The sequence below is a fragment of the Salmonella sp. 32031103-2018-00083-FB-01-SM-01 genome (assembly GCF_017571995.1).
In the GTDB taxonomy this organism is placed as follows: Bacteria; Pseudomonadota; Gammaproteobacteria; order Enterobacterales; family Enterobacteriaceae; genus Salmonella; species Salmonella enterica.
In genome coordinates, this window is sequence record NZ_JAGEQL010000002.1 from 15,239 (window position 1) to 40,035 (window position 24,797).

Annotated in this window: 20 protein-coding genes; 3 read left to right on the plus strand and 17 right to left on the minus strand. The window is 53.3% G+C overall.

Translation table 11 applies throughout. The annotated features are described in order from the left end of the window. Positions 1-43: 43 nt before the first annotated feature. The 17 genes from accA to rpsB all read right to left on the minus strand — a co-directional run bounded on the left by accA (position 44) and on the right by rpsB (position 19,768). The gene (gene accA, locus J4614_RS06480; protein WP_000055753.1) at positions 44-1,003 is read right to left on the minus strand and encodes an acetyl-CoA carboxylase carboxyl transferase subunit alpha; all 960 of its coding nucleotides are present in this window, start codon (positions 1,001-1,003) and stop codon (positions 44-46) included. A 12-nt stretch (positions 1,004-1,015) separates the two neighbouring features. Continuing rightward, positions 1,016-4,498, minus strand: a complete 3,483-nt coding sequence (dnaE, locus tag J4614_RS06485; RefSeq protein ID WP_001294832.1) for a DNA polymerase III subunit alpha — start codon at positions 4,496-4,498, stop codon at positions 1,016-1,018. A 23-nt stretch (positions 4,499-4,521) separates the two neighbouring features. Further along, entirely contained in the window at positions 4,522-5,118 is a 597-nt protein-coding gene (gene rnhB, locus J4614_RS06490) for a ribonuclease HII (protein WP_000569411.1), read from the minus strand. Beyond that, positions 5,115-6,263 carry a lipid-A-disaccharide synthase gene (gene lpxB, locus J4614_RS06495; protein ID WP_000741216.1) on the minus strand — a complete coding sequence of 383 codons (1,149 nt, stop codon included), beginning with the start codon at positions 6,261-6,263 and terminating at the stop codon, positions 5,115-5,117. The genes rnhB and lpxB overlap by 4 nt, the downstream gene beginning before the upstream one ends. Beyond that, entirely contained in the window at positions 6,263-7,051 is a 789-nt protein-coding gene (lpxA, locus tag J4614_RS06500; RefSeq protein WP_000565950.1) for an acyl-ACP--UDP-N-acetylglucosamine O-acyltransferase, read from the minus strand. The genes lpxB and lpxA overlap by 1 nt, the downstream gene beginning before the upstream one ends. A gap of 3 nt (positions 7,052-7,054) precedes the next feature. Continuing rightward, positions 7,055-7,510 (minus strand): 3-hydroxyacyl-ACP dehydratase FabZ, encoded by a 456-nt coding sequence (gene fabZ / locus J4614_RS06505; RefSeq protein WP_000210741.1) that lies wholly within the window; start codon positions 7,508-7,510, stop codon positions 7,055-7,057. A gap of 105 nt (positions 7,511-7,615) precedes the next feature. Then, a complete protein-coding gene (gene lpxD / locus J4614_RS06510) occupies positions 7,616-8,641 on the minus strand; it encodes a UDP-3-O-(3-hydroxymyristoyl)glucosamine N-acyltransferase (RefSeq protein ID WP_001139265.1) in 1,026 nt (341 codons plus the stop codon). Positions 8,642-8,644: 3 nt separating this feature from the next. Further along, complete coding sequence (gene skp, locus J4614_RS06515) at positions 8,645-9,130, minus strand: molecular chaperone Skp (protein ID WP_000758966.1); 486 nt, start codon at positions 9,128-9,130, stop codon at positions 8,645-8,647. A 122-nt stretch (positions 9,131-9,252) separates the two neighbouring features. After that, positions 9,253-11,685, minus strand: coding sequence for an outer membrane protein assembly factor BamA (gene bamA / locus J4614_RS06520; protein ID WP_001240936.1), 2,433 nt, complete (start codon positions 11,683-11,685; stop codon positions 9,253-9,255). A 31-nt stretch (positions 11,686-11,716) separates the two neighbouring features. Beyond that, complete coding sequence (gene rseP, locus J4614_RS06525) at positions 11,717-13,069, minus strand: sigma E protease regulator RseP (RefSeq protein WP_000949017.1); 1,353 nt, start codon at positions 13,067-13,069, stop codon at positions 11,717-11,719. Positions 13,070-13,080: 11 nt separating this feature from the next. Beyond that, entirely contained in the window at positions 13,081-13,938 is an 858-nt protein-coding gene (gene cdsA / locus J4614_RS06530; RefSeq protein WP_000922422.1) for a phosphatidate cytidylyltransferase, read from the minus strand. 12 nt (positions 13,939-13,950) lie between these two features. Further along, entirely contained in the window at positions 13,951-14,709 is a 759-nt protein-coding gene (gene ispU, locus J4614_RS06535) for a (2E,6E)-farnesyl-diphosphate-specific ditrans,polycis-undecaprenyl-diphosphate synthase (RefSeq protein ID WP_000947413.1), read from the minus strand. Positions 14,710-15,021: 312 nt separating this feature from the next. Beyond that, the gene (gene ispC, locus J4614_RS06540) at positions 15,022-16,218 is read right to left on the minus strand and encodes a 1-deoxy-D-xylulose-5-phosphate reductoisomerase (protein ID WP_131046587.1); all 1,197 of its coding nucleotides are present in this window, start codon (positions 16,216-16,218) and stop codon (positions 15,022-15,024) included. 141 nt (positions 16,219-16,359) lie between these two features. Continuing rightward, the gene (gene frr / locus J4614_RS06545) at positions 16,360-16,917 is read right to left on the minus strand and encodes a ribosome recycling factor (protein ID WP_000622423.1); all 558 of its coding nucleotides are present in this window, start codon (positions 16,915-16,917) and stop codon (positions 16,360-16,362) included. A gap of 146 nt (positions 16,918-17,063) precedes the next feature. Continuing rightward, the gene (pyrH, locus tag J4614_RS06550) at positions 17,064-17,789 is read right to left on the minus strand and encodes a UMP kinase (RefSeq protein ID WP_000224567.1); all 726 of its coding nucleotides are present in this window, start codon (positions 17,787-17,789) and stop codon (positions 17,064-17,066) included. A 144-nt stretch (positions 17,790-17,933) separates the two neighbouring features. Further along, positions 17,934-18,785: a translation elongation factor Ts gene (gene tsf, locus J4614_RS06555; protein WP_000808106.1), complete on the minus strand. Its 852-nt coding sequence runs from the start codon at positions 18,783-18,785 to the stop codon at positions 17,934-17,936. A gap of 257 nt (positions 18,786-19,042) precedes the next feature. Beyond that, positions 19,043-19,768, minus strand: coding sequence for a 30S ribosomal protein S2 (rpsB, locus tag J4614_RS06560; RefSeq protein WP_000246886.1), 726 nt, complete (start codon positions 19,766-19,768; stop codon positions 19,043-19,045). Between the two features lie 450 nt (positions 19,769-20,218). Here rpsB and map point away from each other — a divergent pair, with 450 nt between their 5' ends. The 3 genes from map to dapD all read left to right on the plus strand — a co-directional run bounded on the left by map (position 20,219) and on the right by dapD (position 24,777). Next, complete coding sequence (gene map, locus J4614_RS06565) at positions 20,219-21,013, plus strand: type I methionyl aminopeptidase (RefSeq protein ID WP_001018214.1); 795 nt, start codon at positions 20,219-20,221, stop codon at positions 21,011-21,013. 237 nt (positions 21,014-21,250) lie between these two features. Next, complete coding sequence (gene glnD, locus J4614_RS06570; protein ID WP_001094519.1) at positions 21,251-23,923, plus strand: bifunctional uridylyltransferase/uridylyl-removing protein GlnD; 2,673 nt, start codon at positions 21,251-21,253, stop codon at positions 23,921-23,923. A 29-nt stretch (positions 23,924-23,952) separates the two neighbouring features. Beyond that, positions 23,953-24,777: a 2,3,4,5-tetrahydropyridine-2,6-dicarboxylate N-succinyltransferase gene (gene dapD, locus J4614_RS06575; protein WP_001186673.1), complete on the plus strand. Its 825-nt coding sequence runs from the start codon at positions 23,953-23,955 to the stop codon at positions 24,775-24,777. Positions 24,778-24,797: the final 20 nt, after the last annotated feature.

The following is a 24,797-nucleotide window of genomic DNA, read 5'->3' on the forward strand; positions in this document are numbered from 1 at the left end:
GAGGCCGGATTATCCGGCCTCCTGGGAAAAATGAGGTAAATGATTAGGCGTAACCGTAGCTCATCAAACGCTGGTAACGACGGTTTTTTAAATCATCGGTGCTTAACACATCGAGATCGGCTAAATCTTCCAGCAGTTGCGCTTTTAGCGACGCCGCCATCGCTTCCGGATTACGGTGCGCGCCGCCCAGCGGCTCCGGAATGATGGAATCGATTAGCTTCAGCTCTTTCAGACGCGGCGCGATGATGCCCATCGCTTCAGCAGCCAATGGCGCTTTGTCGGCGCTCTTCCACAAAATAGAGGCGCAACCTTCCGGGGAGATAACGGAATAGGTGCTGTATTGCAGCATATTCACTTTATCACCCACGCCAATCGCCAATGCGCCGCCGGAGCCGCCTTCGCCAATCACGGTGCAGATGACCGGTACGTTCAGACGAGACATCTCACGCAGGTTGCGGGCGATAGCTTCAGACTGACCACGCTCTTCCGCGCCCACGCCAGGGTAAGCGCCCGGGGTGTCGATGAAGGTGATAATCGGCATGTTGAAGCGTTCAGCCATTTCCATCAGGCGCAGCGCTTTGCGGTAGCCTTCCGGCGCAGGCATGCCAAAGTTACGACGAATTTTTTCTTTGGTTTCACGACCCTTCTGATGACCAATGATCATCACCGGTCGCCCTTCCAGACGCGCGATACCGCCGACGATGGCTTTGTCATCCGCATAGGCGCGATCGCCCGCCAGCTCATCAAACTCATCAAACGCCAGACGGACATAATCCAGGGTGTACGGACGCTGCGGATGGCGCGCCAGTTGGGCTACCTGCCATGCGCCGAGATCGGCGAAGATTTTGCGCGTCAGTTCTACGCTTTTTTCGCGCAGGCGATGGACTTCTTCATCGATATTAATATCCAGTTTCTCATCCTGGCGGCTTACCGCAGTCAGAGAATCGATTTTCGCTTCCAGCTCTGCTATCGGCTGTTCAAAATCAAGGAAATTCAGACTCATAGTATTCCTGTATTAGTCAAACTCCAGTTCCACCTGCTCCGAACCAATGAGGCCACGCAGATCGTTAAGTAAACGATCGCTCGGAGAGACACGCCACGTTGCGCCAAAACGCAGCCGCGCACGCGCATCCGCCCTCTGATAGTAGAGATGTACTGGAATGGTCCCCGAGCGGTGGGGTTCCAGAGACTGACGGAGTCGGTTTAAAAGCTGGTCATCAATTTGCCTGTCCGTCAGCGAGATAGCAAGCCCGCGAGCGTATTTTTCGCGAGCTTCGTCAATATCCATCACTTCGCGGGCGGTCATTTTAAGCCCCCCGCTGAAGTCATCAAAGCTGACCTGTCCGCTGACGATAAGTATGCGGTCTTTTTCCAGCAACTGCTGGTATTTATCCAGCGCGTCGGTAAATAACATCACTTCCAGACGCCCGGAACGGTCATCCAGCGTACAGATGCCGATACGATTGCCGCGCTTGGTGACCATAACCCTTGCGGCAATCACGAGCCCCGCAGCCGTGGTGACTTTACCACGTTCTGTCGGATGCATGTCTTTGAGCCTTACCCCGCCGACATAGCGCTCAATTTCTTTTAAATACTGATTGATGGGGTGGCCCGTCAGGTACAGCCCCAACGTTTCACGTTCCCCATCTAACACCACCTGCTCCGGCCACGGCTGGCAGCTGGCATAGGATTGCTCGATTTGCTCCGGCTCTTCCGCCAGTACGCCGAACATATCCGCCTGACCGATAGCTTCCGCTTTGGCGTGCTGGTCGGCGGCTTTCAGCGCATCGCCCAATGAGTTCATCAGCGCGGCGCGGTGCGGCCCCAGGCGGTCGAACGCCCCGGACATGATCAGCTTTTCCAGCACCCGGCGGTTGAGCTTTTTCGTGTCGGTCCGCGCGCACAGATCAAACAGTTCGCGGAAATAGCCGCCCTGATTACGCGCGTCGATGATCGCTTCGATCGGCCCTTCGCCGACGCCTTTGATCGCGCCGATGCCGTAGACGATCTCGCCCTCATCGTTAACGTGGAAATGGTACAATCCGGAGTTAATATCCGGCGGCAGAATTTTCAGTCCCATCCGCCAGCACTCGTCCACCAGGCCGACGACCTTCTCGGTGTTGTCCATATCGGCAGTCATCACCGCCGCCATAAATTCAGCCGGATAGTGCGCCTTTAGCCATAGCGTCTGATAAGAAACCAGCGCATAAGCGGCGGAGTGCGATTTGTTAAACCCGTAACCGGCGAATTTCTCCACCAGGTCAAAGATTTTCATCGCCAGTTCGCCGTCGATACCGTTCTTTTTCGCGCCCTCTTCAAAAACGGAACGCTGTTTGGCCATCTCTTCCGGCTTTTTCTTACCCATCGCACGACGCAGCATATCCGCGCCGCCGAGAGTATACCCGGAAAGTACCTGGGCAATCTGCATCACCTGTTCCTGATACAGAATGATGCCGTAAGTCGGCTCCAGTACCGGCTTCAGGCTTTCATGCTGCCACTGAACGTCCGGGTAAGAGAGTTCTTCACGACCGTGCTTACGGTCGATAAAGTTATCTACCATCCCTGACTGCAACGGGCCGGGACGGAACAGGGCCACAAGCGCGATCATATCTTCAAAGCAGTCCGGCTGCAGACGTTTGATCAGATCTTTCATGCCGCGCGATTCAAGCTGGAAGACCGCCGTGGTTTCCGAGCGCTGCAGCATGTCGAAGCTTTTTTTATCGTCCAGCGGAATGGCGGCGATATCCAGCGGCGGCTCGCCGTTTTTCTCGCGCCGCTTGTTGATCATCTCCAGCGCCCAGTTGATGATGGTCAGCGTACGCAAACCGAGGAAGTCGAACTTCACCAGCCCGGCATATTCCACGTCGCTTTTATCAAACTGGGTAACCGGATGCTTGCCCTCTTCATCGCAGTACAGCGGCGCAAAGTCGGTAATTTTGGTCGGCGCGATGACCACGCCGCCAGCGTGTTTACCGGCGTTACGCGTGACGCCTTCAAGCTTACGCGCCATATCGATCAGCGCTCTGACCTCTTCATCCGCCTCGTAAATTTCCGGCAGTTGCGGTTCCGCTTCAAAGGCTTTTGCCAGCGTCATGCCCGGATCGGGCGGCACCAGCTTCGAGATACGATCGACAAAACCGTACGGATGCCCCAGCACGCGTCCCACATCGCGGATAACGGCTTTCGCCGCCATCGTACCGAAGGTGATAATTTGCGATACCGCATCACGCCCGTACATGTCTGCGACGTGCTCAATCACCTGGTCGCGTTTCTCCATACAGAAGTCAACGTCGAAGTCAGGCATCGAGACACGTTCCGGGTTCAGGAAACGTTCGAACAGCAGGTCAAATTCCAGCGGATCAAGGTCGGTAATTTTCAGCGCGTAGGCCACCAGCGAACCGGCCCCGGAGCCACGTCCCGGCCCTACCGGCACGCCGTTATCTTTTGACCACTGGATAAACTCCATCACGATGAGGAAGTAGCCAGGGAACCCCATCTGGTTGATAACCTGTAGTTCAATATCCAGACGCTCGTCATATTCCGGGCGACGCTTTTTGCGCTCTTCTTCGTCCGGAAACAGGAAAGCCAGACGCTCTTCCAGCCCCTCTTTCGATTTTTTGACCAGATAATCTTCGGTGGTCATATCGCCGGTCGGGAACTGCGGCAGGAAATATTCACCCAGACGCACCGTTACGTTGCAGCGTTTGGCAATCTCCACCGTATTTTCCAGCGCCTCCGGAATATCGGCGAACAGTTCGCACATCTCATCGATGCTGCGCATATATTGCTGCGGCGAGTAATTGCGCGGACGCTTAGGATCGTCAAGCGTGAAACCGTCGTGGATCGCGACACGAATTTCATGGGCGTCAAAATCATCGCTTTCAAGAAAACGGACATCGTTTGTCGCGACAACCGGCAAACCACGTGCCTCAGCCAGTTCAACCGCAGCATGGAGATAGGTCTCTTCATCCTGTCTGCCGGTACGGATCAGTTCCAGGAAGTAGCGATCGGGAAAATGCGCTTCATAGAAAGCAACGCACTCCTCCACCAGCGCCTGGTTGCCGCGTAGCAGACAGCGGCCTACGTCGCCCATGCGCCCGCCGGAAAGCAGGATCAAACCTTCTTTAAGCTCTACCAGCCAGTCGCGCTCAATAATCGGGCCTGCCGCGCCGTAGCCGCGCTGATACGCTTTCGAGATCAGCAACGTCAAGTTCTGGTATCCCGTATTATTCGCCGCCAGTACCGTCAGATGAGTCAGCTCATCTCCCAGCAGTTCGTTGTGAACGTTAAAGTCCGCCCCGACGATGGGTTTAATGCCCGCGCCATGACCCGCTCCGTAGAACTTCACCAGACCGCAGAGGTTGGTAAAATCGGTGATCGCCAGCGCAGGCATACCTAATGAGGCCGCCTTTTTCACCAGCGGCCCGGTCTTCGCCAGCCCATCGATCATAGAGTAGTCGCTGTGCACCCGCAGGTGAACGAAACGTGGTTCAGACATCTTCAGATTTCTCGATACAAGAATCAGGACACAAGTCCCAGAGCGCGTTTAACAGGCGCAAAACTGCGTCGGTGGTGCGCCGTCGCGCCATACTGTGCCAACTTTTCCAGATGAAAAGCGGTTGGATAGCCTTTGTGCTGCGCAAAGCCATACTGAGGAAAAACGATATCCAGCGCCGCCATTTCTGCGTCGCGGGTGACTTTCGCCAGAATAGACGCCGCACTAATCTCCGCCACGCGGCTGTCGCCTTTCACCACGGCCATTGACGGCACAGGCAGCGCCGGACAGCGATTGCCGTCGATCAGCACATATTCTGGCGCAATATGCAGACCAGCGACAGCGCGCTGCATGGCGAGCATGGTGGCATGCAAAATATTCAGCTCATCAATTTCATGCGCTTCCGCGCGTCCCAGACTCCAGCTTAACGCCTTTTCTTTAATCTCGTCATACAATGACAGACGACGCTTTTCAGACAATTTTTTGGAATCATTCAGACCGACGATCGGACGAGCCGGATCGAGGATCACGGCGGCGGTCACTACGGCGCCCACCAGCGGGCCACGGCCCACTTCATCCACACCCGCCACTAAATGGGTGTGTGGATAAACAAATTCGATCATTGTGCTAACTCCAGGACGGCATCTGCCGCCTGCTCATCGGCATTACAGCGGATCTGCTGATGCAATTCACGGAAGGTGTCGTGCATCGCATGGCTGGTTTTACCGTTCGCCAGTAGCGGCAACAGCGCTTCGGCGAGTTTTTGCGGTTCGCACTCTTCCTGCAACAGCTCTTTGACTAATTCTCTTCCCGCCAGCAGGTTAGGCAAAGACACATACTCCGTTTTTACCAGACGTTTCGCCAGCCAGAAAGTGAAGGGCTTCATACGATACCCCACTACCATCGGGCATTTTGCCAGCATACACTCCAGTGCCGCCGTACCCGAGGCCAGCAGAGCCGCGTCGCTGGCGATCATCGCCTCGCGCGCCATGCCGTCCAGCAAATGAACGGCGAGATCCGGCGCAACCTCCGCTTTAATTTTTTCAAACTGCTCGCGGCGTTTCGCGTTCACCAGCGGCACGACCACTTCCAGATCGGGATAGCGCTGTCGCAGCAATTGTGCGGTTTTCAGGAAGTCGGCGCTGAGCATTTCCACTTCCGCGCCACGGCTGCCTGGCAGTAGCGCCAGACAATGGGCGTCATGCGGGATACCCAGCACGTCGCGCGCCGCATTTTTATCCGGGTCCAGCGGCATTGCATCCGCCATGGTGTGACCGATAAAGCGGCACGGGACGTTAAATTTATCGTAAAACGCTTTTTCGAAAGGCAGAAAAGCCAACACCATATGGGTGGATCTGCCTATTTTGAAAACGCGTTTCTGTCGCCAGGCCCAAACAGACGGGCTGACATAATGAATGGTCTTAATCCCTTGCTTTTTCAGATTACCTTCGAGGGTAATGTTGAAGTCAGGGGCATCAATCCCGACAAAGACATCGGGCTTGAGTTCGGTAAAACGGCGGGTCAGATCGGCGCGGATATGCAACAAACGGCGTAAACGACCGAGCACTTCAACAATGCCCATGACCGCCAGCTCTTCCATTTCGTACCAGGCTTCACACCCTTCGGCCTGCATACGCGGCCCCGCAACGCCCACAAAGCGGGCGTTGGGTACGCGCGCTTTCAGCGCACGAATTAAGCCTGCGCCAAGAATATCGCCGGACGTTTCACCGGCGACCAGGGCAATCGTTAAAGGACGCTGTGCCGCCATTAACGAATCGGACCGCGCGTTGAACGCTCAAAGAACTCGGTAAACGCCTTCACTTCCGGATGCTTTTCAGCAAGTTCAGCGATTTCCAGCTTCGCTTCGTCGAGCGTTTTACCACTGCGGTACAACAGTTTGTAGGCATTACGAATCGCCACCAGCCCTTCACGGCTAAAGCCGCGACGCTTCAGCCCTTCGATATTTACCCCGAACGGCGTCGCATGGTTACCCTGCGCAATCACATACGGAGGGACATCCTGAGCCACGCCGGAGCAGCCGCCGACCATCACATGCGCACCGATAATGCAGAATTGATGAACTGCCGTCATACCGCCGATGATCGCAAAATCATCGACTGATACGTGCCCCGCCAGCGTGGCGTTGTTGGCGAGGATACAGCGATTACCTACCGTACAATCATGTGCGACATGCGCATTGATCATCAGCAGGTTATCGCTACCCACCTTCGTCAACCCACCGCCCTGCACTGTTCCACGATGAATGGTGACGCTTTCGCGGATGCGGTTACGATCGCCAATTTCCACACGGGTCGGCTCACCCGCATATTTCAGATCCTGGTTCACTTCACCGATAGAGGCAAACTGATAAATCTCGTTGTCGCGGCCGATTTTGGTTTGACCATTCACGACCACATGAGACTTCAGTACGGTTCCCTCACCAATTTCGACCTGCGGCCCAACAATACAAAAGGGACCAATGTGGGCATTAGCGCCAATTACAGCGCCGTCTTCCACAATGGCGGTAGGATGAATAAAGGCGGATTTATCAATCACGAATCAGGCCTCCCGGCTACGAGCACACATCATGGTTGCTTCGCACACAACTTTACCGTCGACCAGCGCAACCCCTTTAAAGCGGGTCAGGCCACGGCGCGTTTTCTCGAAAGTGACTTCCATGATCATCTGATCGCCTGGCACCACCGGACGCTTAAAGCGCGCTTCATCAATACCCGCGAAATAATACAGTTCGCCAGGTTCCAGTTTACCAACGCTTTTAAACGCCAGAATACCGGTTGCCTGCGCCATCGCTTCCAGAATCAGCACGCCTGGCAAAATCGGTTTGCCCGGGAAGTGTCCCTGGAAAAACGGCTCGTTGACGGAGACATTTTTCACCGCACGCAGAAAACGACCTTCTTCAAAGTCCAGCACGCGATCGACCAGTAAAAACGGAAAACGGTGCGGCAGAAGCTCTAAAATCTCTTCAATCTGCAGAGTATGAGTGTTAGTAGTCAAAATACTCTTCCTGTCCAAATATACAAAAAGGCAATAATAACACGGCCTGCCGCAATCGTATGAATGTGACAGGCCGGAAAAGAATGGCAACTACAAGGCGGAACGTTAGTCTTGTTGATTAACCTTGCGCTCAATCGCTTTGAGACGCTTGCTCATATCATCAATGTTCATCACCAGTGCAGCAGTTTTACGCCATACTTTGTTAGGTTGCAGCGGAATGCCTGAGGAGTAGACGCCCGGCTCCGTGATGGGACGCATCACCATACCCATGCCAGTTACCGTGACTTTGTCGCATATTTCCATATGCCCATTGATCACGCTGGCGCCGCCAATCATGCAGTAACGGCCAATCTTCAGGCTACCCGCCATAATGACGCCACCGGCAACTGCCGTATTGTCGCCAATCACGACGTTATGTGCAATCTGGCACTGATTATCAATAATCACGCCATTGCCAATAACAGTATCATCCAACGCGCCACGGTCAATGGTGGTACAAGCGCCGATCTCGACACGATCGCCAATAATGACCCGGCCCAGTTGTGGGATCTTCACCCAGTTGCCACGATCGTTAGCGTAGCCAAAACCGTCCGCGCCGATCACCGTACTGGACTGGATCAGGCAATTCTCACCGATCTGAATGTCGTGGTAAATCGTTACGTTCGCCCACAAGCGTGAACCCGCCCCGATTTTGCTATTTTTTCCGACGAAACAGCCTGCGCCGATAACCACGTTATCGCCCAGTTGTACGCCAGATTCAATCACCGCATTCGCGCCGACTGAAACATTGCTACCCAGCGTTGCCGTCGCATCAATCACGGCGCTTGGCGCGATATTCTGCGCGGGCTGCGGCGTAGTATCTAAAATTTGCGCCATGCGCGCGTAGGTCAGGTAGGGATTTTTAACTACCAGCGCCGCGCTCTTAGCAAAAGGAAGATCGTCCTGCGTCATGACAACCGCAGAAGCCTGGCATAAACCTAAGTGTTCACGGTACTTAGGATTTACCATAAACGTAATGTGGCCTGTTGTTGCAGATTGCATGGACGCAACGCCGGTGATGACGATATCGCCATCACCGTGTAATTCTGCATCCAACTGTTCTGCTAAGTCAGCCAGTCGAATTGAAGGCATTACTTATTTAACCTGTTTCAGTACGTCAGCGGTGATGTCTTTCACATCGCTGCTGTTGTAAGCAACGGTGTTTGCGTCTACCACCAGATCTATACTCTGGTCGTTAGCCACTTTTTTCACTGCAGTCTGGATACGAGTCACCAGTTTGTTGCGTTCTTCGTTGGAACGACGAGCGCGATCTTTCTCAAAAGCCTGCGCTTTTTGCGCGAAAGTCTGGCGCTGAGACATCACGTCTTTTTCCAGCTTAGTACGATCGCTACCTGCTTTCATGGATTGCAGACGCTGCATTTTAGATTGCAGATCAGTTTCCATTTTTTGCAGTTCAGCCGCACGGCCTTTAAATTCGTTTTCCAGTGTATTGGATACACCCGTCTTCTGCGCAACCTGTTGGAACAGATTACCCATGTTGACGATTGCAATTTTGTCAGCAGCCTGTGCGGACGTTACCATCGCCAAACCAAGACCTGCAGCTAATAACCACTTTTTCACAATAAACTCCTTACCATCCCATTTGCACCCGAAGGTACAGCTCTTTGCGTGGCCTGGCGATCCCTGGGGGCATCGCCAAAAGTCATCGCTACACTACCAATGCATTCCTTTGCAGTGAACAATTACCAGGTTTTACCAATGTTAAACTGGAACTGCTCGGCTTTGTCTCCATCGTACTTTTTAAACGGCTGGGCGTAGGAGAAGACCAACGGCCCCAATGGGGACATCCATTGTAATGCGATACCCGCGGACATACGGATGTTGCTCGGATCGCTGTAGTCCGGATAACCAGAATACTGGCTGGAATCCCAGTTAGTATCCCAGACGGTCCCCATATCCCAGAAGAAAGAAGTACGGACCGAATTAGCATATTTCTCGCTGATAAACGGCGTCGGCGTGATAAATTCCAGGCTGGCGACCGCCATCGCGTTCCCCCCTACCGCATCATCCGACTTACACATATCTTTTGCGCCGTCCTGCGTCGCGCAATCGTAGTCTTCATCAGCATCGTAATTTTTAGGGTTATAGGGATAATAGACCGCCTTAGGACCAATGGTATTGGACTGGAAGCCACGAACGGTACTGGAACCACCGGCATAGAAGTTCTCATAGAACGGCATTTCTTTACCGCCTAAACCATCGCCATAACCAAAGCGGGTACGGCCCAGAATGACCCACTTATGATCGTTATCGATCGGTACATAGGTCGCGGTATCCAACGTCGCTTTATAGTATTCGTTATCCGATCCCGGAATCGTCACCTTACCCGTCAGGTTGATACGCGTACCTTCCGTCGGGAAGTAACCACGGTCTAGTTTGTTGTAGGTCCAGCCGTAGTTAAAGGTGAAGTCATCAGTGCTAAAACTATTATCCTGATCATTAGTACTCGGATACTGACCCATTGATGCCAGATAACGCCACATTGCAACCTGCGGTTCCATATTGGACAGGGAGTTATGCACATACCCTAAACCAGCACGCAACGTGTTGTACTCGTTGATGGGGAAGCCAAGCGTCACATCCGTACCGTAACTCTTGTTGGTATAGTCGGATAGATCCGCATCGTCCGCCTGGAAGTCGTTATAGAAGATACGACCACCGAGGCTCACGCCGTCAACGGTAAAGTATGGGTTAGTAACGGACAGTTCGCTGTAGGTCTGGTAGTCGTTTTTGGTGCCGTTAATCCCCACGGAATAACCGGTACCTAACCAGTTGTCCTGCTGAACGCCGGCCTGGAAGCTCACGCCGCTTTCTGTACCGTAACCGATACCGAAGTTGAAGCTACCGGTATTACGCTCTTTCACCTTGTACACCACATCAACCTGATCCGGGCTACCCGGAACGCGCTGCGTGTCGGTGTCGACGGTTTCAAAGAAGCCGAGACGGTTCAGACGCTCTTTACCCTGGTCAACCAGGTCGCTGCCCAGCCACGCCCCTTCCATCTGGCGCATTTCACGGCGCAGAACGGAATCTTTTGAGGTATCGTTGCCTTCAAAGCGGATCTTACGCACGTAGAAACGGTTGCCCGCATCGACGTTCACGCGCAGTTTTACGGTTTTGTCAGCATCGTTAATTTCAGGCTGTGACTGCACGCGCGGATAGGCGTAACCATAGCGACCCAGAAGCTTTTTGATGTCATCTTCCATTTTGGTCACTTTGGTGCCGTTATAGAGCTCGCCCGGTTCAATTTTCGTCAGGTTCTCAATTTCAGCGGAATGTCCGGCCAGGTTACCGCTTACCTGAACCCCGGAAAGCTTGTACTGATCGCCTTCGGTGATATTGACGGTGATGTAGATCCCTTTCTTATCCGGCGTCAGACTCACTTGCGTGGAGTCAATATTGAAACGCGCGTAGCCGCGATCCAGATAGTAGCTGCGCAAGGTTTCAAGGTCGCCCGCCAGCTTCTGTTTCTGGTATTTACGATCGCCGACGACGTTCCACCACGGCACTTCGTCACGCAACTGGAAATGAGAAATGAGTTCTTCGGTGCTAAAGGCATGGTTACCGACGATGTTGATCTGTTGGATCTTCGCCGATACGCCCTCCTGGAACACCAGTTTAAGATCAACACGGTTGCGCGGCAGCGGCGTGACGACCGCCTTAACGCTGGCGCTGTATTTACCTACGCTATAGTAAAAGTCTTCCAGACCTTTTTCGATATCAGACAGCGTGGTGCGATCCAGAGACTCGCCAACACGTACGCCAGACGCTTCGAGGTTTTGCTTGAGCATGTCATCTTTCACCGACTTGTTCCCGGAGAAAGTGATGCTGGCAATGGTCGGACGTTCTTTTACCTGAACCAGAAGGGTATTACCATCGCGCAGGACGCGGACGTCCTCAAAGTTGCCGGTGGCGAACAGAGCGCGAATGGTGTTACTGATATCTTCATCATTAACCGTGTCGCCTGTGCGCACCGGCATACTGAGGAGAGCCGCACCAACGGCGACTCGCTGCAGGCCTTCGAAATGAATGTCCTTCACTACGAACCCTTCAGCACCGTATACGGTGGCGCTGCTGAACAGCAGCGACGCTATGAGCAACTTTTTCATCGCCATCGTTATTATGCGTTCTTCCTAACTAACTCTCTTACAACCGAGAGAAATCATTGAAAAGTGCAAGCCCCATTAACAACACCAGCAAAATCGAGCCAATGCGATAACTAAAGTCTTGAACCCGCTCGGATACCGGCCCGCCCTTAAGCTTTTCAATCGCCAGGAACAGCAGATGACCCCCGTCAAGAACGGGCAGCGGAAACAGGTTGATTATCCCTAAGTTCACGCTGATTAGCGCAAGGAACATCAGGTAATAAATCACCCCGAACTCCGCTGACATCCCAGCCCCCTGAGCGATAGAAATCGGCCCACTGAGGTTGTTCAGTTTCACATCACCGGTTATCAATTTACCCAGCATACTGACCGTCAGCTTCATCAACTGCCACGTCTTATCCGTGGCTTCGAGGATGGCGCTAAAAGGCCCATACTGGCGTATAGTCTTGTACTCTTCCGGCAGAGGAATAATTTTAGGCACCACGCCTGCAAACCCTTCCGCCTTTCCGTTAACCGATTTCGTATCCGGCGTTAACGTCAACGACAAGGCGCTCCCCTGCCTTTCAATCTCTAACGCTAACGGCTTACCGGGATTATCGCGTACAAACGTCACGAATTTCATCCACTGCGTTAACGGCTGACCATCGACTTTAACGATCCTGTCGCCCGCTTGCAAACCCGCTTTACTGGCTGCGGAATTCGCCTGCACTTCTGACAGTACCGGTTCAATCTGTGGCCCGCGGGGCCGAATCCCTAAAGAAGATACAGGATCTTGCTTATCAGGCTCAAATGCCCAGTGACGTAAATCAAGCGTTTTGTCCTGCCGCTGGTCGCTGCCAAACGGCGCGACGCTCACCGTCGTCTGCTGATCGCCAATTTTGGACACCAGTTGTAAACGCACGGCATCCCAATCAGGGGTTTCGATACCATCAACAGCTTTAAGTTCCGTACCAGGCGCAATTTGCGCCTGCGCAGCAATCGAGTTGGGCGTTATTTCGCCAATGACCGGACGAACGCCAGGGACGCCGATGATAAAGACCAGCCAGTAAGCAAAGATAGCAAAAATGAAGTTCGCAACCGGACCTGCGGCAATAATTGCGGCGCGCTGGCCCACCGTTTTGTTATTGAAGGCGTGACGACGCAATTCCGGCGCTACCGGTTCGGCGCGTTCATCCAGCATTTTGACGTAGCCGCCCAGCGGGATCAGGGCGATGACATACTCGGTGCCGTACCGATCGGTACGACGCCAGAGCGCTTTGCCAAAGCCGATGGAAAAGCGCTCAACTCGCACACCGCAGCGCCGGGCAACCCAGAAATGACCAAATTCATGCACAGTGATCAGCACGCCCAGTGCGATGATGAATGCAGCCAGATTCCAGAGAATACTCAGCATAAAACCTTCCGTTAGAGCGTCCTGAACACCAGTAACAACAGGCAAGCAAAGACCGGTACGGCAGCCGTCAGGCTGTCAATTCGGTCCAGAATGCCGCCATGGCCTGGAATCAAGTGGCCGCTATCCTTAATTCCTGCTTCGCGCTTAAACATACTCTCGGTGAGGTCGCCCAGTACAGAAGCCAGAGCCGCCACCACAGAGCAAATCAGCAAGATAACAGGCGCAACATTCAGATTCGCCCACATACCGTAACCCCATGAGATCACGGCAGCCGTAGCAAGCCCGCCGATAAACCCTTGCCAGGTTTTACCCGGGGAAACCTTCGGCGCCAGCTTATGTTTGCCAAATAATTTACCAAACATGTACGCGCCAGAGTCCGCTCCCCAGACCAGGATCATGACATAGAGTAGCCATATTGCGCCACTGTAATGATTCTCGTCATAGTGCCAGGCACGCAGCGCCAGCATGCCCCAGAAAAATGGCACAATAGTCAACAAACCGAAAATGAGACGCAATGTTTTTGAGTTGCGCCAGATTGCCGCCGAACCGGGATAAAATAGCACCAGCAGTAGCGCGACAACCCACCATCCTAACGATGCCCAAAGCGACATCTCAACCAGTGGTTGACGAATGTTGTGATGATACTCAGGCAACAAAAATAGCATCAGCGCCAATAACAGACCACACAGCACCGCCAGCCAAACCCGCTGTGAACGCGCGGCGAAACCGCTTAACTGTCCCCATTCCCACGCGGCCAGCATACAGACAACCAGCGTAATAATGGCGAACCCCACCGGCGGCAATAAAAAAAGCGCAGCGATGACCGCGGGTATTAACACAAAAGCAGAAATCAGGCGATACTTCAGCAAAAGCAACCCCCATCAGGCTTTGTCATCACCAGGCTCGGTACCGCCGAAACGACGCTCTCGATTAGCAAAGGCATGCAGCGCACCTTCAAAGTCTTGTTCATCGAAATCGGGCCAAAGAACATCCGTAAAGTAAAGTTCGGCATAGGCAATTTGCCAAAGCAAAAAGTTACTAATGCGATGCTCTCCCCCAGTCCTAATTACTAAATCCACAGGCGCCAGCTCATGCATACAGATTTGCTGGCCTAGTCTCTCTTCATCAATCTGATCGGGGCGCAGCACTCCAGCCTGCACCTGTTCCGCCAGTTGTCGGACTCCCTGGACAATATCCCAACGTCCGCCGTAATTCGCAGCGATATTCAGCGTTAGACCCGTATTATGGGCGGTAAGCGCTTCTGATTTGCGAATACGTTCTTGTAAACGTGAGTTGAATCGGCTGATATCGCCGATAATACGCAGGCGAACGTTATGGCGGTGCAGGCTTTTGACTTCGCTATCCAGCGCCCACACAAACAGCTCCATTAACGCGCTCACTTCCTGCGCCGGTCGGTTCCAGTTTTCACTACTAAAGGCATACAGCGTTAACGCATCAATACCGTTATTGGCAGCAAAAGAGACCGCTCGCCGGACGGACTTCGCCCCGGCTTTATGCCCAAAGGCCCGGATCTTCCCTTGCTTTTTCGCCCAGCGACCATTGCCATCCATAATTATTGCAACATGACGGCAGCCATGCGCTGGCAAATTTTCGCTTACTGGTTGAGTTGCAGACAACATAACGCGTTTTTTGTCCCTGAAAGGATTTAGCGGTACTCAGGAATACTGAAGCCTTTATACACATTCTCTTCGGTTCGCTTCACGGATGGCTGCGCGTCATCGCCCCTGTCATGCGCTGTCTGCGCACGCCGGGAACGTACTCGCCTGCCGTCCCGATGCGTCCTGAATGATTTTGTGTATCCACAAAAAAGCCGTGTAAAACCACGGCTAACCTGACCGAAAAAAGCCAAAAACCTGCGATCAGGTGGCGCAGACTATATCACCGAAGCCCAACGCTAACAAATAGCACGATCTTCTGTCGCGGGATAATCGTCAGCGTGAGAGCCGTATCACTTGTTTTCTGGCTACTTCACGCGCGATGGCGTCAACCTGCAATACGTCCTTAACGCTTGCCGGTTCCTGTAAATCCATCCTCTCCAGCACCGCTAAATTGAGCCCGGCGATATCGGTAAAACGAATCTGTTGCGCCAGAAACGCGGCAACGGTGATTTCGTTTGCCGCATTGAGCGCCGTCGTTGCCGCCTGACCTTGCTCAAACGCCTCCATAGCCAGCTTCAGGCACGGATAACGCTGATAATCTGGCGCGCTAAACGTCAGCGCGCTGAGTTTGCAAAAATCGAGCGGCTGCGCGCCGGACGTGACGCGATTCGGCCATGCCATCGTATGCGCAATAGGCGTACGCATGTCAGGTTCTCCAAGCTGCGCCAGGACGCTGCCGTCCTGATAACGCACCATCGAATGAATGACCGATTGCGGATGGATCAACACTTCCATCTGACGTGCGCTGGCATTAAATAACCAACGCGCTTCAATGTATTCCAGACCTTTATTCATCATGGTGGCGGAGTCGACGGAGATTTTTCGCCCCATCGACCAGTTCGGATGACGACATGCCTGATCCGGCGTCATCGCTGCCAGATCGCACATTGGCGTTTCACGAAACGGGCCACCAGACCCGGTAAGCAAAATCGACGTTACGCCATTTTGCTCAAGGTCAGCGTATCCCAGATTATGCTGAATAGATTGCGGCAAACTCTGAAAAATCGCGTTATGTTCGCTATCGACGGGTAAAAGCCGGGCGTTGCTGCGTTTTACTTCGTCCATAAACAGCCGCCCGCAGGTCACCAGCGATTCTTTATTCGCCAGCAGAATCGTCTTCCCTGCGCGAATCGCTGCCAGGGTCGGCAGTAAACCAGCCGCGCCCACAATGGCCGCCATCACATGCCCGACCTCATCAAGCGCCGCCATCTCACAGGCAGCCTGCTGACCGCTCAGAACCTCGGTGCGGCTGCCATGCTGCTGAAGCATTATTTTGAGCTGTTCTGCGCTCGACGTATCGTCCATCACGGCATAACGCGGCGAGAACTCCAGGCACTGCTCCGCCATGCGGGCGACATTTTTACCCGCCACCAGCGCGATAACGCGGAAGCTATCAGGATTATGGCGCACCACGTCCAGTGTGCTGCAACCAATAGAGCCGGTCGAGCCCAGAATGGTTAATTGCTTCATGAAACGTCCAGAAGTGTTGAAACGGAATAAAAAGCAAAACGCCGCACAGGAGACCTGATAATGTCTTCTGCGCGGCGCTTTGTACACCACTCATCCGCCAGGTTTAGCGGTGGAATGAGTTTATATCTGCGTACAGATCAATCAGAACTGCATCAGTTCTGCTTCTTTATCTGCCAACGCCGCATCAACTTTCTTAATCGCCGCGTCGGTCATTTTCTGTACTTCTTCCTGAGAGCGACGATCGTCATCTTCACTGATCGCTTTATCTTTCAGCAGAGCTTTTACTTTATCGTTCGCATCACGGCGGACGTTACGTACGGCGACACGCGCCTGCTCCGCTTCGCCACGGACAATTTTCGTCAGATCTTTACGACGTTCTTCGGTCAGCGGCGGCAGCGGAACGCGAATGTCGGTGCCCGCAGAGCTTGGATTCAAACCGAGGTCTGACGCCATGATCGCTTTTTCAACGGCTGGCCCCATAGAACGGTCAAACACGTTAATTTTTAAGGTACGGGAGTCTTCTACCGTTACGCTTGCCAACTGACGCAGCGGGGTCGGAGTGCCATAGTATTCTACGACAATACCATCCAGCAGGCTGGGAGAAGCACGACCCGTGCGCACTTTGCTGATTTGGGTTTTGAACGCTTCAACGCATTTTTCCATGCGTACTTCAGCATCTTTTCTGATATCGCTAATCACGTTACGAATCCTTGAAAACTAGTCTCAGTCAGACCAGACGGTCACACAATACAAAGATGTGCTAAGTATAGTCTCGTTTAATTTCTGCCAGGTAATAAGACCCGTCAATAGAACAGAATCTTACCCGTATTTGGCGCTCACGGGAATTATTCCGTGATTAACGTCCCTTCTTTTTCGCCCATCACCACACGACGCAGCGCGCCCGGTTTGTTCATGTTGAAAACACGAATCGGCAGTTTGTGGTCACGAGCCAGCGTGAACGCCGCCAGATCCATCACTTTCAGCTCTTTATCCAGCACTTCGCTGTAGGTCAGCTGATCGTACATGGTCGCGGAAGGATCTTTTGCCGGATCGGCAGTGAATACGCCATCCACTTTGGTCGCTTTCAGTACGACATCCGCTTCAATTTCGATCCCGCGCAGACAGGCCGCAGAGTCGGTAGTGAAGAACGGGTTACCCGTACCTGCAGACAGAATCACAACACGGTTATTACGCAGCAGGCTAATAGCCTCGGCCCAACTGTAGTTGTCGCATACGCCGTTTAAAGGAATTGCCGACATCAGGCGGGCGTTCACATAGGCGCGGTGAAGCGCATCACGCATTGCCAGGCCGTTCATGACGGTGGCCAACATGCCCATGTGGTCGCCCACAACGCGGTTCATCCCCGCTTTTGCCAGACCTGCGCCACGGAACAGGTTACCACCGCCAATCACCACACCAACCTGAATACCCAGTTCAACCAGTTCTTTGATCTCCTGAGCCATACGATCCAGTATGCTTGCATCAATACCGAAGCCTTCCGTACCCTGCAGAGCTTCGCCGCTTAATTTAAGCAGAATGCGTTTATAGACGGGTTTTGCATTGGTAGCCATGTTTCTTTCCTGAGACTGTCAACGATTGATATGAGTTAATTCCGGCGACATTGTACGTCGCATTTCAGCGCAGACGCCAGGCGTCGGCTGATTTTACAAGAGAGGCGCAAAAAGAAGCCGCCCTCAGGCGGCTCCTCAGGAAAATCAGGACTGCTTAGACATCGCAGCAACTTCTGCTGCAAAGTCAGTCTCGACTTTCTCAATGCCTTCGCCCACTTCAAAGCGGATGAAGCCAGTCACGTCAGCGTTGTGCTCTTTCAGCAGTTGGCCAACAGATTTGCTCGGTTCCATGACGAAAGGCTGACCAGTCAGAGAAACTTCGCCGGTGAATTTCTTCATGCGGCCTTCAACCATTTTCTCTGCGATTTCTTTCGGCTTACCGGACTGCATCGCGATGTCCAGCTGTACCTGGTACTCTTTCTCTACCACGTCAGCAGACACGTCTTCCGGCTTAACGAATTCCGGCTTGCTTGCCGCAACGTGCATCGCCAGCTGTTTAACCAGCTCTTCGTCAGCGCCTTTAGCAGCAACCAGAACGCCGATGCGCGCACCGTGCTGGTAAGAACCCAGAACGTCGCCTTCCAGGGAAGCTACGCGACGAATGTTGATGTTCTCGCCAATTTTCGCTACCAGAGCAACGCGCTCTTCTTCGAACTGCGCTTTCAGGACTTCTACGTCAGTGATTTTGCCAGCAACAGCGGCGTCCAGCACTTTGTCAGCAAATGCCTGGAAGCCAGCATCTTTAGCCACGAAGTCAGTCTGGCAGTTAACTTCCAGAATGAAAGCGACGTTGCCGTCGATTTTGGTTTTGATTACGCCGTCAGCAGCCACGTTGCCTGCTTTTTTCGCCGCTTTGATAGCGCCGGACTTACGCATGTTTTCGATTGCCAGCTCAATGTCGCCATTCGCTTCAGTCAGCGCTTTTTTGCAATCCATCATGCCTGCGCCAGTACGCTCACGCAGCTCTTTTACCAGGGATGCGGTAATTTCAGCCATTCTAAAATCCTCGAAAGATTTGATCTGCCCGGCATCAAACCGCACAGATATAAAAGTGAAAAAGGGGGCCATATACAGGCCCCCTAACCAAACGTGATACTACCTGGTCTATAAGGGCTCTCCCCTTCATATTTCGAGCCGCAGGTGCGTTGCCTTCACTCGCTCATCCCGGTCACTTACTGATGTAAGCTCCCGGGAATTCTCGAGCTTGCCGCCTTCCTGCAACTCGAACTATTTTAGGGAGTTATCAAGCCTTATTACTCGGCTTCTACGAAGCTTTCTTCCGCCTGGGAAGCCAGATCCTGAGAACGGCCTTCACGAACGGTTGCAGCGACAGCGCCCAGGTACAGGCTAACAGCACGGATTGCGTCATCGTTACCCGGGATAACGAAGTCAACGCCGTCCGGATCAGAGTTGGTATCAACGATAGCAAATACCGGGATACCCAGGTTGTTCGCTTCTTTGATAGCAATGTGCTCGTGGTCAGCATCGATAACGAACAGAGCGTCCGGCAGACCGCCCATGTCTTTGATACCGCCCAGGCTGTTTTCCAGTTTCTCAAGCTCACGAGTACGCATCAGCGCTTCTTTCTTGGTCAGCTTTTCGAAAGTACCGTCCTGAGACTGAGTTTCCAGGTCTTTCAGACGTTTGATGGACTGACGAACTGTTTTCCAGTTAGTCAGCATACCGCCCAGCCAGCGATGGTTCACGAAGAACTGGTCGCAGCTGTTAGCAGCTTCTTTCACCGCTTCGCTTGCAGCGCGTTTAGTACCAACGAAAAGGATTTTACCTTTACGAGCAGAGATCTTGTTCAGTTCAGCCAGAGCTTCGTTGAACATCGGTACAGTTTTCTCAAGGTTGATGATGTGAACTTTGTTACGCGCGCCGAAGATGAAAGGCTTCATTTTCGGGTTCCAGTAACGGGTCTGGTGACCAAAGTGAACACCAGCCTTGAGCATGTCGCGCATGGAAACAGTTGCCATGATTTAAAACCTCTATAGATTAAGTTGGGGTTATGCCTCCACGTATCCCATATTACCGACCCCAAAGGGCACCCCGGAATATGTGCCGATACGTGTGTGTTGTTACACAAAGTGAGATTTGTCGCTCCCGTCCATCGTGTGTAGTCTTCGAATGGATCGGAAGTCCGGCGCGCTTTATACCACAAATACGCCACCGACACCAATAATTGTTGGCACTCAGTGCTGAATTGAACGATGAATTTCGTGTTACAGGCAGGCGGCAAATTTCTGAATCCCCGGGAGCTTACGACCAGTAAGTGACTGGGGTGAAAAAATGTCGCCAACGCACCTGTGGCACGAAAGGCGAAGTTCAGAATGATTCTCAATTTGGCAGGGTACACCCCTGACTGATACCATTGTCAGCACTTACACAATTATTGCCGAAATCATCGGCACTGATGGACAGAATTCATGGCTATCTCAATCAAGACATCTGAAGACATCGAAAAAATGCGCGTCGCGGGCCGTCTGGCAGCCGAAGTGCTGGAAATGATCGAACCGTATATCAAACCGGGCGTCACCACTGGCGAACTGGACCGTATCTGTAACGATTACATCGTTAACGAACAACACGCGATCTCCGCCTGCCTCGGCTACCACGGCTATCCGAAATCCGTCTGTATCTCTATTAATGAAGTGGTGTGCCACGGCATTCCGGATGACGCTAAACATTTGAAAGATGGTGATATCGTCAACATCGACGTGACCGTGATTAAAGATGAATTCCACGGCGATACCTCGAAGATGTTTATCGTCGGCAAACCGACCATTCTGGGCGAGCGTCTGTGCCGCGTCACGCAAGAGAGCCTGTATCTGGGCATCAAAATGGTGAAACCGGGCATTCGCCTGCGCACCATTGGTGCCGCCATCCAGAAATATGCCGAAGGCGAAGGTTTCTCCGTGGTACGTGAATACTGCGGACACGGTATTGGTCGCGGCTTCCATGAAGAACCGCAGGTGCTGCATTATGATGCAGACGATGGCGGCGTCGTGTTGCAGCCTGGCATGACCTTTACCATTGAACCGATGCTGAACGCCGGGGATTACCGTATCCGCACCATGAAAGACGGCTGGACGGTAAAAACCAAAGACCGCAGCTTGTCTGCTCAGTACGAGCATACTATTGTGGTAACGGAAAACGGCTGTGAAATTCTGACGCTGCGTAAAGATGACACCATCCCGGCGATCATCACACACGACGAATAATGTTTTGCCTGATGGCGATGCCTTCGCATCTTATCAGGCCTACAAATTACTCCTTTACTCAAAATCATTCGAGTTGCCTCAAGGCGGCAAGAGAGTGAATCTTCAGGAGCGTACATAAGTACGTGACTGGAGTGAACGAGCGCAGCCAACGTAGAAGCAACTTGAAGGATGAAGAGTAAATACGTAGGCCGGATAAGGCGTTCACGCCATTATCCGGCTTTTTAATGGGTGGCGCATATGAATACTCTTCCTGAACAGCACGCGAATACCGCACTCCCCACCCTCCCGGACCAGCCGCAAAACCCTGGCGTCTGGCCGCGCGCTGAACTGACCGTCGCTGGTATCAAAGCCCGCATCGACATCTTTCAACACTGGCTGGGCGAGGCATTTGACAGCGGCATTTGTGCTGAACAGCTTATTGAAGCTCGTACCGAATTTATCGACCAGTTGTTGCAACGCCTGTGGATTGAGGCCGGTTTCGGTCAGATTGCCGATCTGGCGCTGGTCGCCGTCGGCGGCTATGGACGCGGCGAACTGCATCCGCTTTCCGATATTGATCTGCTCATTTTAAGCCGCAAAAAGCTGCCCGATGAACAGGCGCAAAAGGTCGGCGAACTGCTGACTTTATTATGGGACGTCAAGCTGGATGTCGGACATAGCGTACGTACGCTGGAAGAGTGTCTGCTGGAAGGTCTGTCTGATTTAACCGTTGCGACAAACCTCATCGAAACGCGTCTGCTGATCGGTGATGTCGCTCTGTTTCTGGCACTGCAAAAACATATTTTCAGCGAAGGTTTTTGGCCGTCCGACAAATTTTACGCCGCCAAAGTAGAAGAGCAGAACCAGCGCCACCAGCGCTATCACGGCACCAGCTATAATCTGGAGCCGGATATTAAAAGCAGCCCCGGCGGCCTGCGCGATATCCATACATTGCAGTGGGTCGCCCGACGTCACTTCGGCGCCACCTCGCTCGATGAGATGGTGGGGTTCGGCTTTTTAACCCCGGCTGAGCGCGCGGAGCTCAACGAGTGCCTGCATATCCTGTGGCGCATTCGCTTTGCGCTACATCTGGTGGTCAGCCGCTACGATAACCGCCTGCTGTTCGACCGCCAGTTAAGCGTCGCTCAACGCCTTAACTACAGCGGCGAGGGCAATGATCCGGTTGAGCGGATGATGAAAGACTACTTCCGGGTTACGCGTCGGGTGAGCGAACTTAATCAGATGCTGCTTCAGCTATTTGACGAGGCGATTCTGGCGCTGCCTGCGGATGAAAAACCACGTCCTGTTGACGATGAGTTTCAACTGCGCGGCACGCTCATTGATCTGCGTGACGACACGCTGTTTATCCGCGAACCGCAAGCGATCCTGCGGATGTTTTATATGATGGTGCGCAATAGCGCGATCACCGGCATCTACTCTACGACGTTACGCCATTTGCGCCACGCCCGCCGCCACCTGAGCCAACCGCTGTGTTACATCCCGGAGGCGCGCACTCTGTTTCTGAGTATGCTGCGCCATCCCGGCGCGGTCAGCCGCGGCCTGCTGCCCATGCATCGCCACAGCGTACTGTGGGCTTATATGCCGCAGTGGTCGCACATCGTCGGACAAATGCAGTTTGACCTGTTCCACGCATACACGGTGGATGAACACACCATCCGCGTAATGCTCAAACTGGAGAGCTTCGCGAAAGAAGAGACGCGCCAGCGCCATCCGCTATGCGTCGATCTCTGGCCGCGGCTTCCCCATCCGGAACTGATCCTGATCGCCGCGCTGTTCCACGATATTGCGAAAGGACGCGGCGGCGACCATTCGGTACTGGGCGCGCAGGATGTACTCACCTTCGCCGAACTGCACGGTTTGAACTCACGCGAAACGCAACTGGTCGCCTGGCTGGTGCGCCAACACCTGCTGATGTCGGTCACCGCCCAGCGCCGCGACATCCAGGATCCGGAAGTCATCAAGCAGTTTGCCGAAGAGGTGCAAACCGAAACACGGCTGCGTTTTCTGGTCTGCCTGACCGTCGCGGACATCTGCGCGACCAACGAAACCTTGTGGAATAGCTGGAAACAGAGCCTGCTGCGCGAGCTGTACTTCGCCACTGAAAAACAGCTCAGACGTGGAATGCAAAATACGCCGGATATGCGTGAGCGCGTGCGTCACCATCAGCTTCAGGCGCTGGCGCTGCTGCGAATGGATAATATTGATGAAGCCGCGCTGCACAAAATCTGGACCCGCTGTCGCGCTAACTATTTTGTTCGTCATAGTCCAAATCAGCTCGCCTGGCACGCACGCCATTTATTGCAGCACGATCTGCGCCAACCGTTAGTGTTGCTCAGTCCGCAGGCCACGCGCGGCGGAACCGAAATTTTTATCTGGAGTCCGGACAGACCCTATCTGTTTGCCGCCGTCTGCGCCGAGCTGGACAGGCGTAATTTAAGCGTCCATGACGCGCAGATCTTTACCACTCGCGACGGCATGGCAATGGATACGTTTATCGTTCTGGAACCAGACGGCAGCCCGCTGGCGGCGGATCGCCATGACGTTATTCGCACCGGTCTTGAACAAACCATTACGCAGCGTAGCTGGCAGCCGCCGCAGCCGCGTCGGCAACCGGCAAAGTTACGGCACTTTACGGTCGAAACGGAAGTCAATTTTCTGCCCACCCATACTGACAGAAAATCATTCATGGAATTGATCGCGCTCGATCAACCTGGTCTGCTGGCCAGGGTCGGACAAATTTTTGCCGATCTGGGAATTTCGCTTCATGGCGCCCGAATTACAACCATTGGTGAACGAGTAGAAGATTTATTCATAATCGCCACAGCGGATCGGCGCGCGCTTAATAATGTGCTGCAACTTGAGGTGCAACAACGGTTGACAGCGGCCCTCAATCCAAACGATAAAGGGTAGTGTGTTTATTTATATGAAAGAGTTTAACAATGCAGCAGTTACAGAACGTTATTGAGACCGCTTTTGAGCGCCGCGCCGATATTACGCCGGCTAATGTAGATACCGTGACCCGAGAGGCGGTAAACCAGGTCATTTCTCTACTTGATTCCGGCGCGCTGCGTGTCGCAGAAAAAATCGACGGTCAGTGGGTCACTCACCAGTGGTTGAAGAAAGCGGTTCTGCTCTCTTTCCGTATTAACGATAACCAGGTTATCGACGGTGCGGAAAGCCGCTACTTCGATAAAGTCCCGATGAAATTCGCTGATTACGACGAAGCGCGTTTTCAAAAAGAAGGCTTCCGCGTCGTTCCGCCTGCGGCCGTTCGTCAGGGCGCATTTATCGCCCGCAACACCGTGCTGATGCCGTCTTACGTTAACATCGGCGCCTACGTTGACGAAGGCACCATGGTTGACACCTGGGCGACGGTGGGTTCCTGCGCGCAGATTGGTAAAAATGTTCACCTTTCCGGCGGCGTGGGTATCGGCGGCGTACTGGAGCCGCTGCAGGCTAACCCGACCATCATTGAAGACAACTGCTTTATTGGCGCGCGTTCTGAAGTCGTGGAAGGCGTCATTGTCGAAGAAGGTTCCGTCATTTCCATGGGGGTATACCTCGGCCAGAGCACCAAAATCTACGATCGCGAAACCGGTGAAGTTCACTATGGCCGCGTACCGGCGGGCTCCGTGGTCGTTTCCGGCAACCTGCCGTCAAAAGACGGCAAGTACAGTTTGTACTGCGCGGTAATCGTGAAAAAAGTCGACGCCAAAACGCGTGGCAAAGTGGGCATTAACGAATTATTGCGCACTATTGATTAAGCGAGTGAAAAGCGGGGGCG

What these genes read in the sequence shown, in the direction of transcription:
- accA (WP_000055753.1), bottom strand. Translation starts at nt 1,003, where the DNA reads ATGAGTCTGAATTTCCTTGATTTTGAACAGCCGATAGCAGAGCTGGAA.
- dnaE (WP_001294832.1), bottom strand. Translation starts at nt 4,498, where the DNA reads ATGTCTGAACCACGTTTCGTTCACCTGCGGGTGCACAGCGACTACTCT.
- rnhB (WP_000569411.1), bottom strand. Translation starts at nt 5,118, where the DNA reads ATGATCGAATTTGTTTATCCACACACCCATTTAGTGGCGGGTGTGGAT.
- lpxB (WP_000741216.1), bottom strand. Translation starts at nt 6,263, where the DNA reads ATGGCGGCACAGCGTCCTTTAACGATTGCCCTGGTCGCCGGTGAAACG.
- lpxD (WP_001139265.1), bottom strand. Translation starts at nt 8,641, where the DNA reads ATGCCTTCAATTCGACTGGCTGACTTAGCAGAACAGTTGGATGCAGAA.
- bamA (WP_001240936.1), bottom strand. Translation starts at nt 11,685, where the DNA reads ATGGCGATGAAAAAGTTGCTCATAGCGTCGCTGCTGTTCAGCAGCGCC.
- rseP (WP_000949017.1), bottom strand. Translation starts at nt 13,069, where the DNA reads ATGCTGAGTATTCTCTGGAATCTGGCTGCATTCATCATCGCACTGGGC.
- ispU (WP_000947413.1), bottom strand. Translation starts at nt 14,709, where the DNA reads ATGTTGTCTGCAACTCAACCAGTAAGCGAAAATTTGCCAGCGCATGGC.
- ispC (WP_131046587.1), bottom strand. Translation starts at nt 16,218, where the DNA reads ATGAAGCAATTAACCATTCTGGGCTCGACCGGCTCTATTGGTTGCAGC.
- pyrH (WP_000224567.1), bottom strand. Translation starts at nt 17,789, where the DNA reads ATGGCTACCAATGCAAAACCCGTCTATAAACGCATTCTGCTTAAATTA.
- tsf (WP_000808106.1), bottom strand. Translation starts at nt 18,785, where the DNA reads ATGGCTGAAATTACCGCATCCCTGGTAAAAGAGCTGCGTGAGCGTACT.
- rpsB (WP_000246886.1), bottom strand. Translation starts at nt 19,768, where the DNA reads ATGGCAACTGTTTCCATGCGCGACATGCTCAAGGCTGGTGTTCACTTT.
- map (WP_001018214.1), top strand. Translation starts at nt 20,219, where the DNA reads ATGGCTATCTCAATCAAGACATCTGAAGACATCGAAAAAATGCGCGTC.
- glnD (WP_001094519.1), top strand. Translation starts at nt 21,251, where the DNA reads ATGAATACTCTTCCTGAACAGCACGCGAATACCGCACTCCCCACCCTC.
- dapD (WP_001186673.1), top strand. Translation starts at nt 23,953, where the DNA reads ATGCAGCAGTTACAGAACGTTATTGAGACCGCTTTTGAGCGCCGCGCC.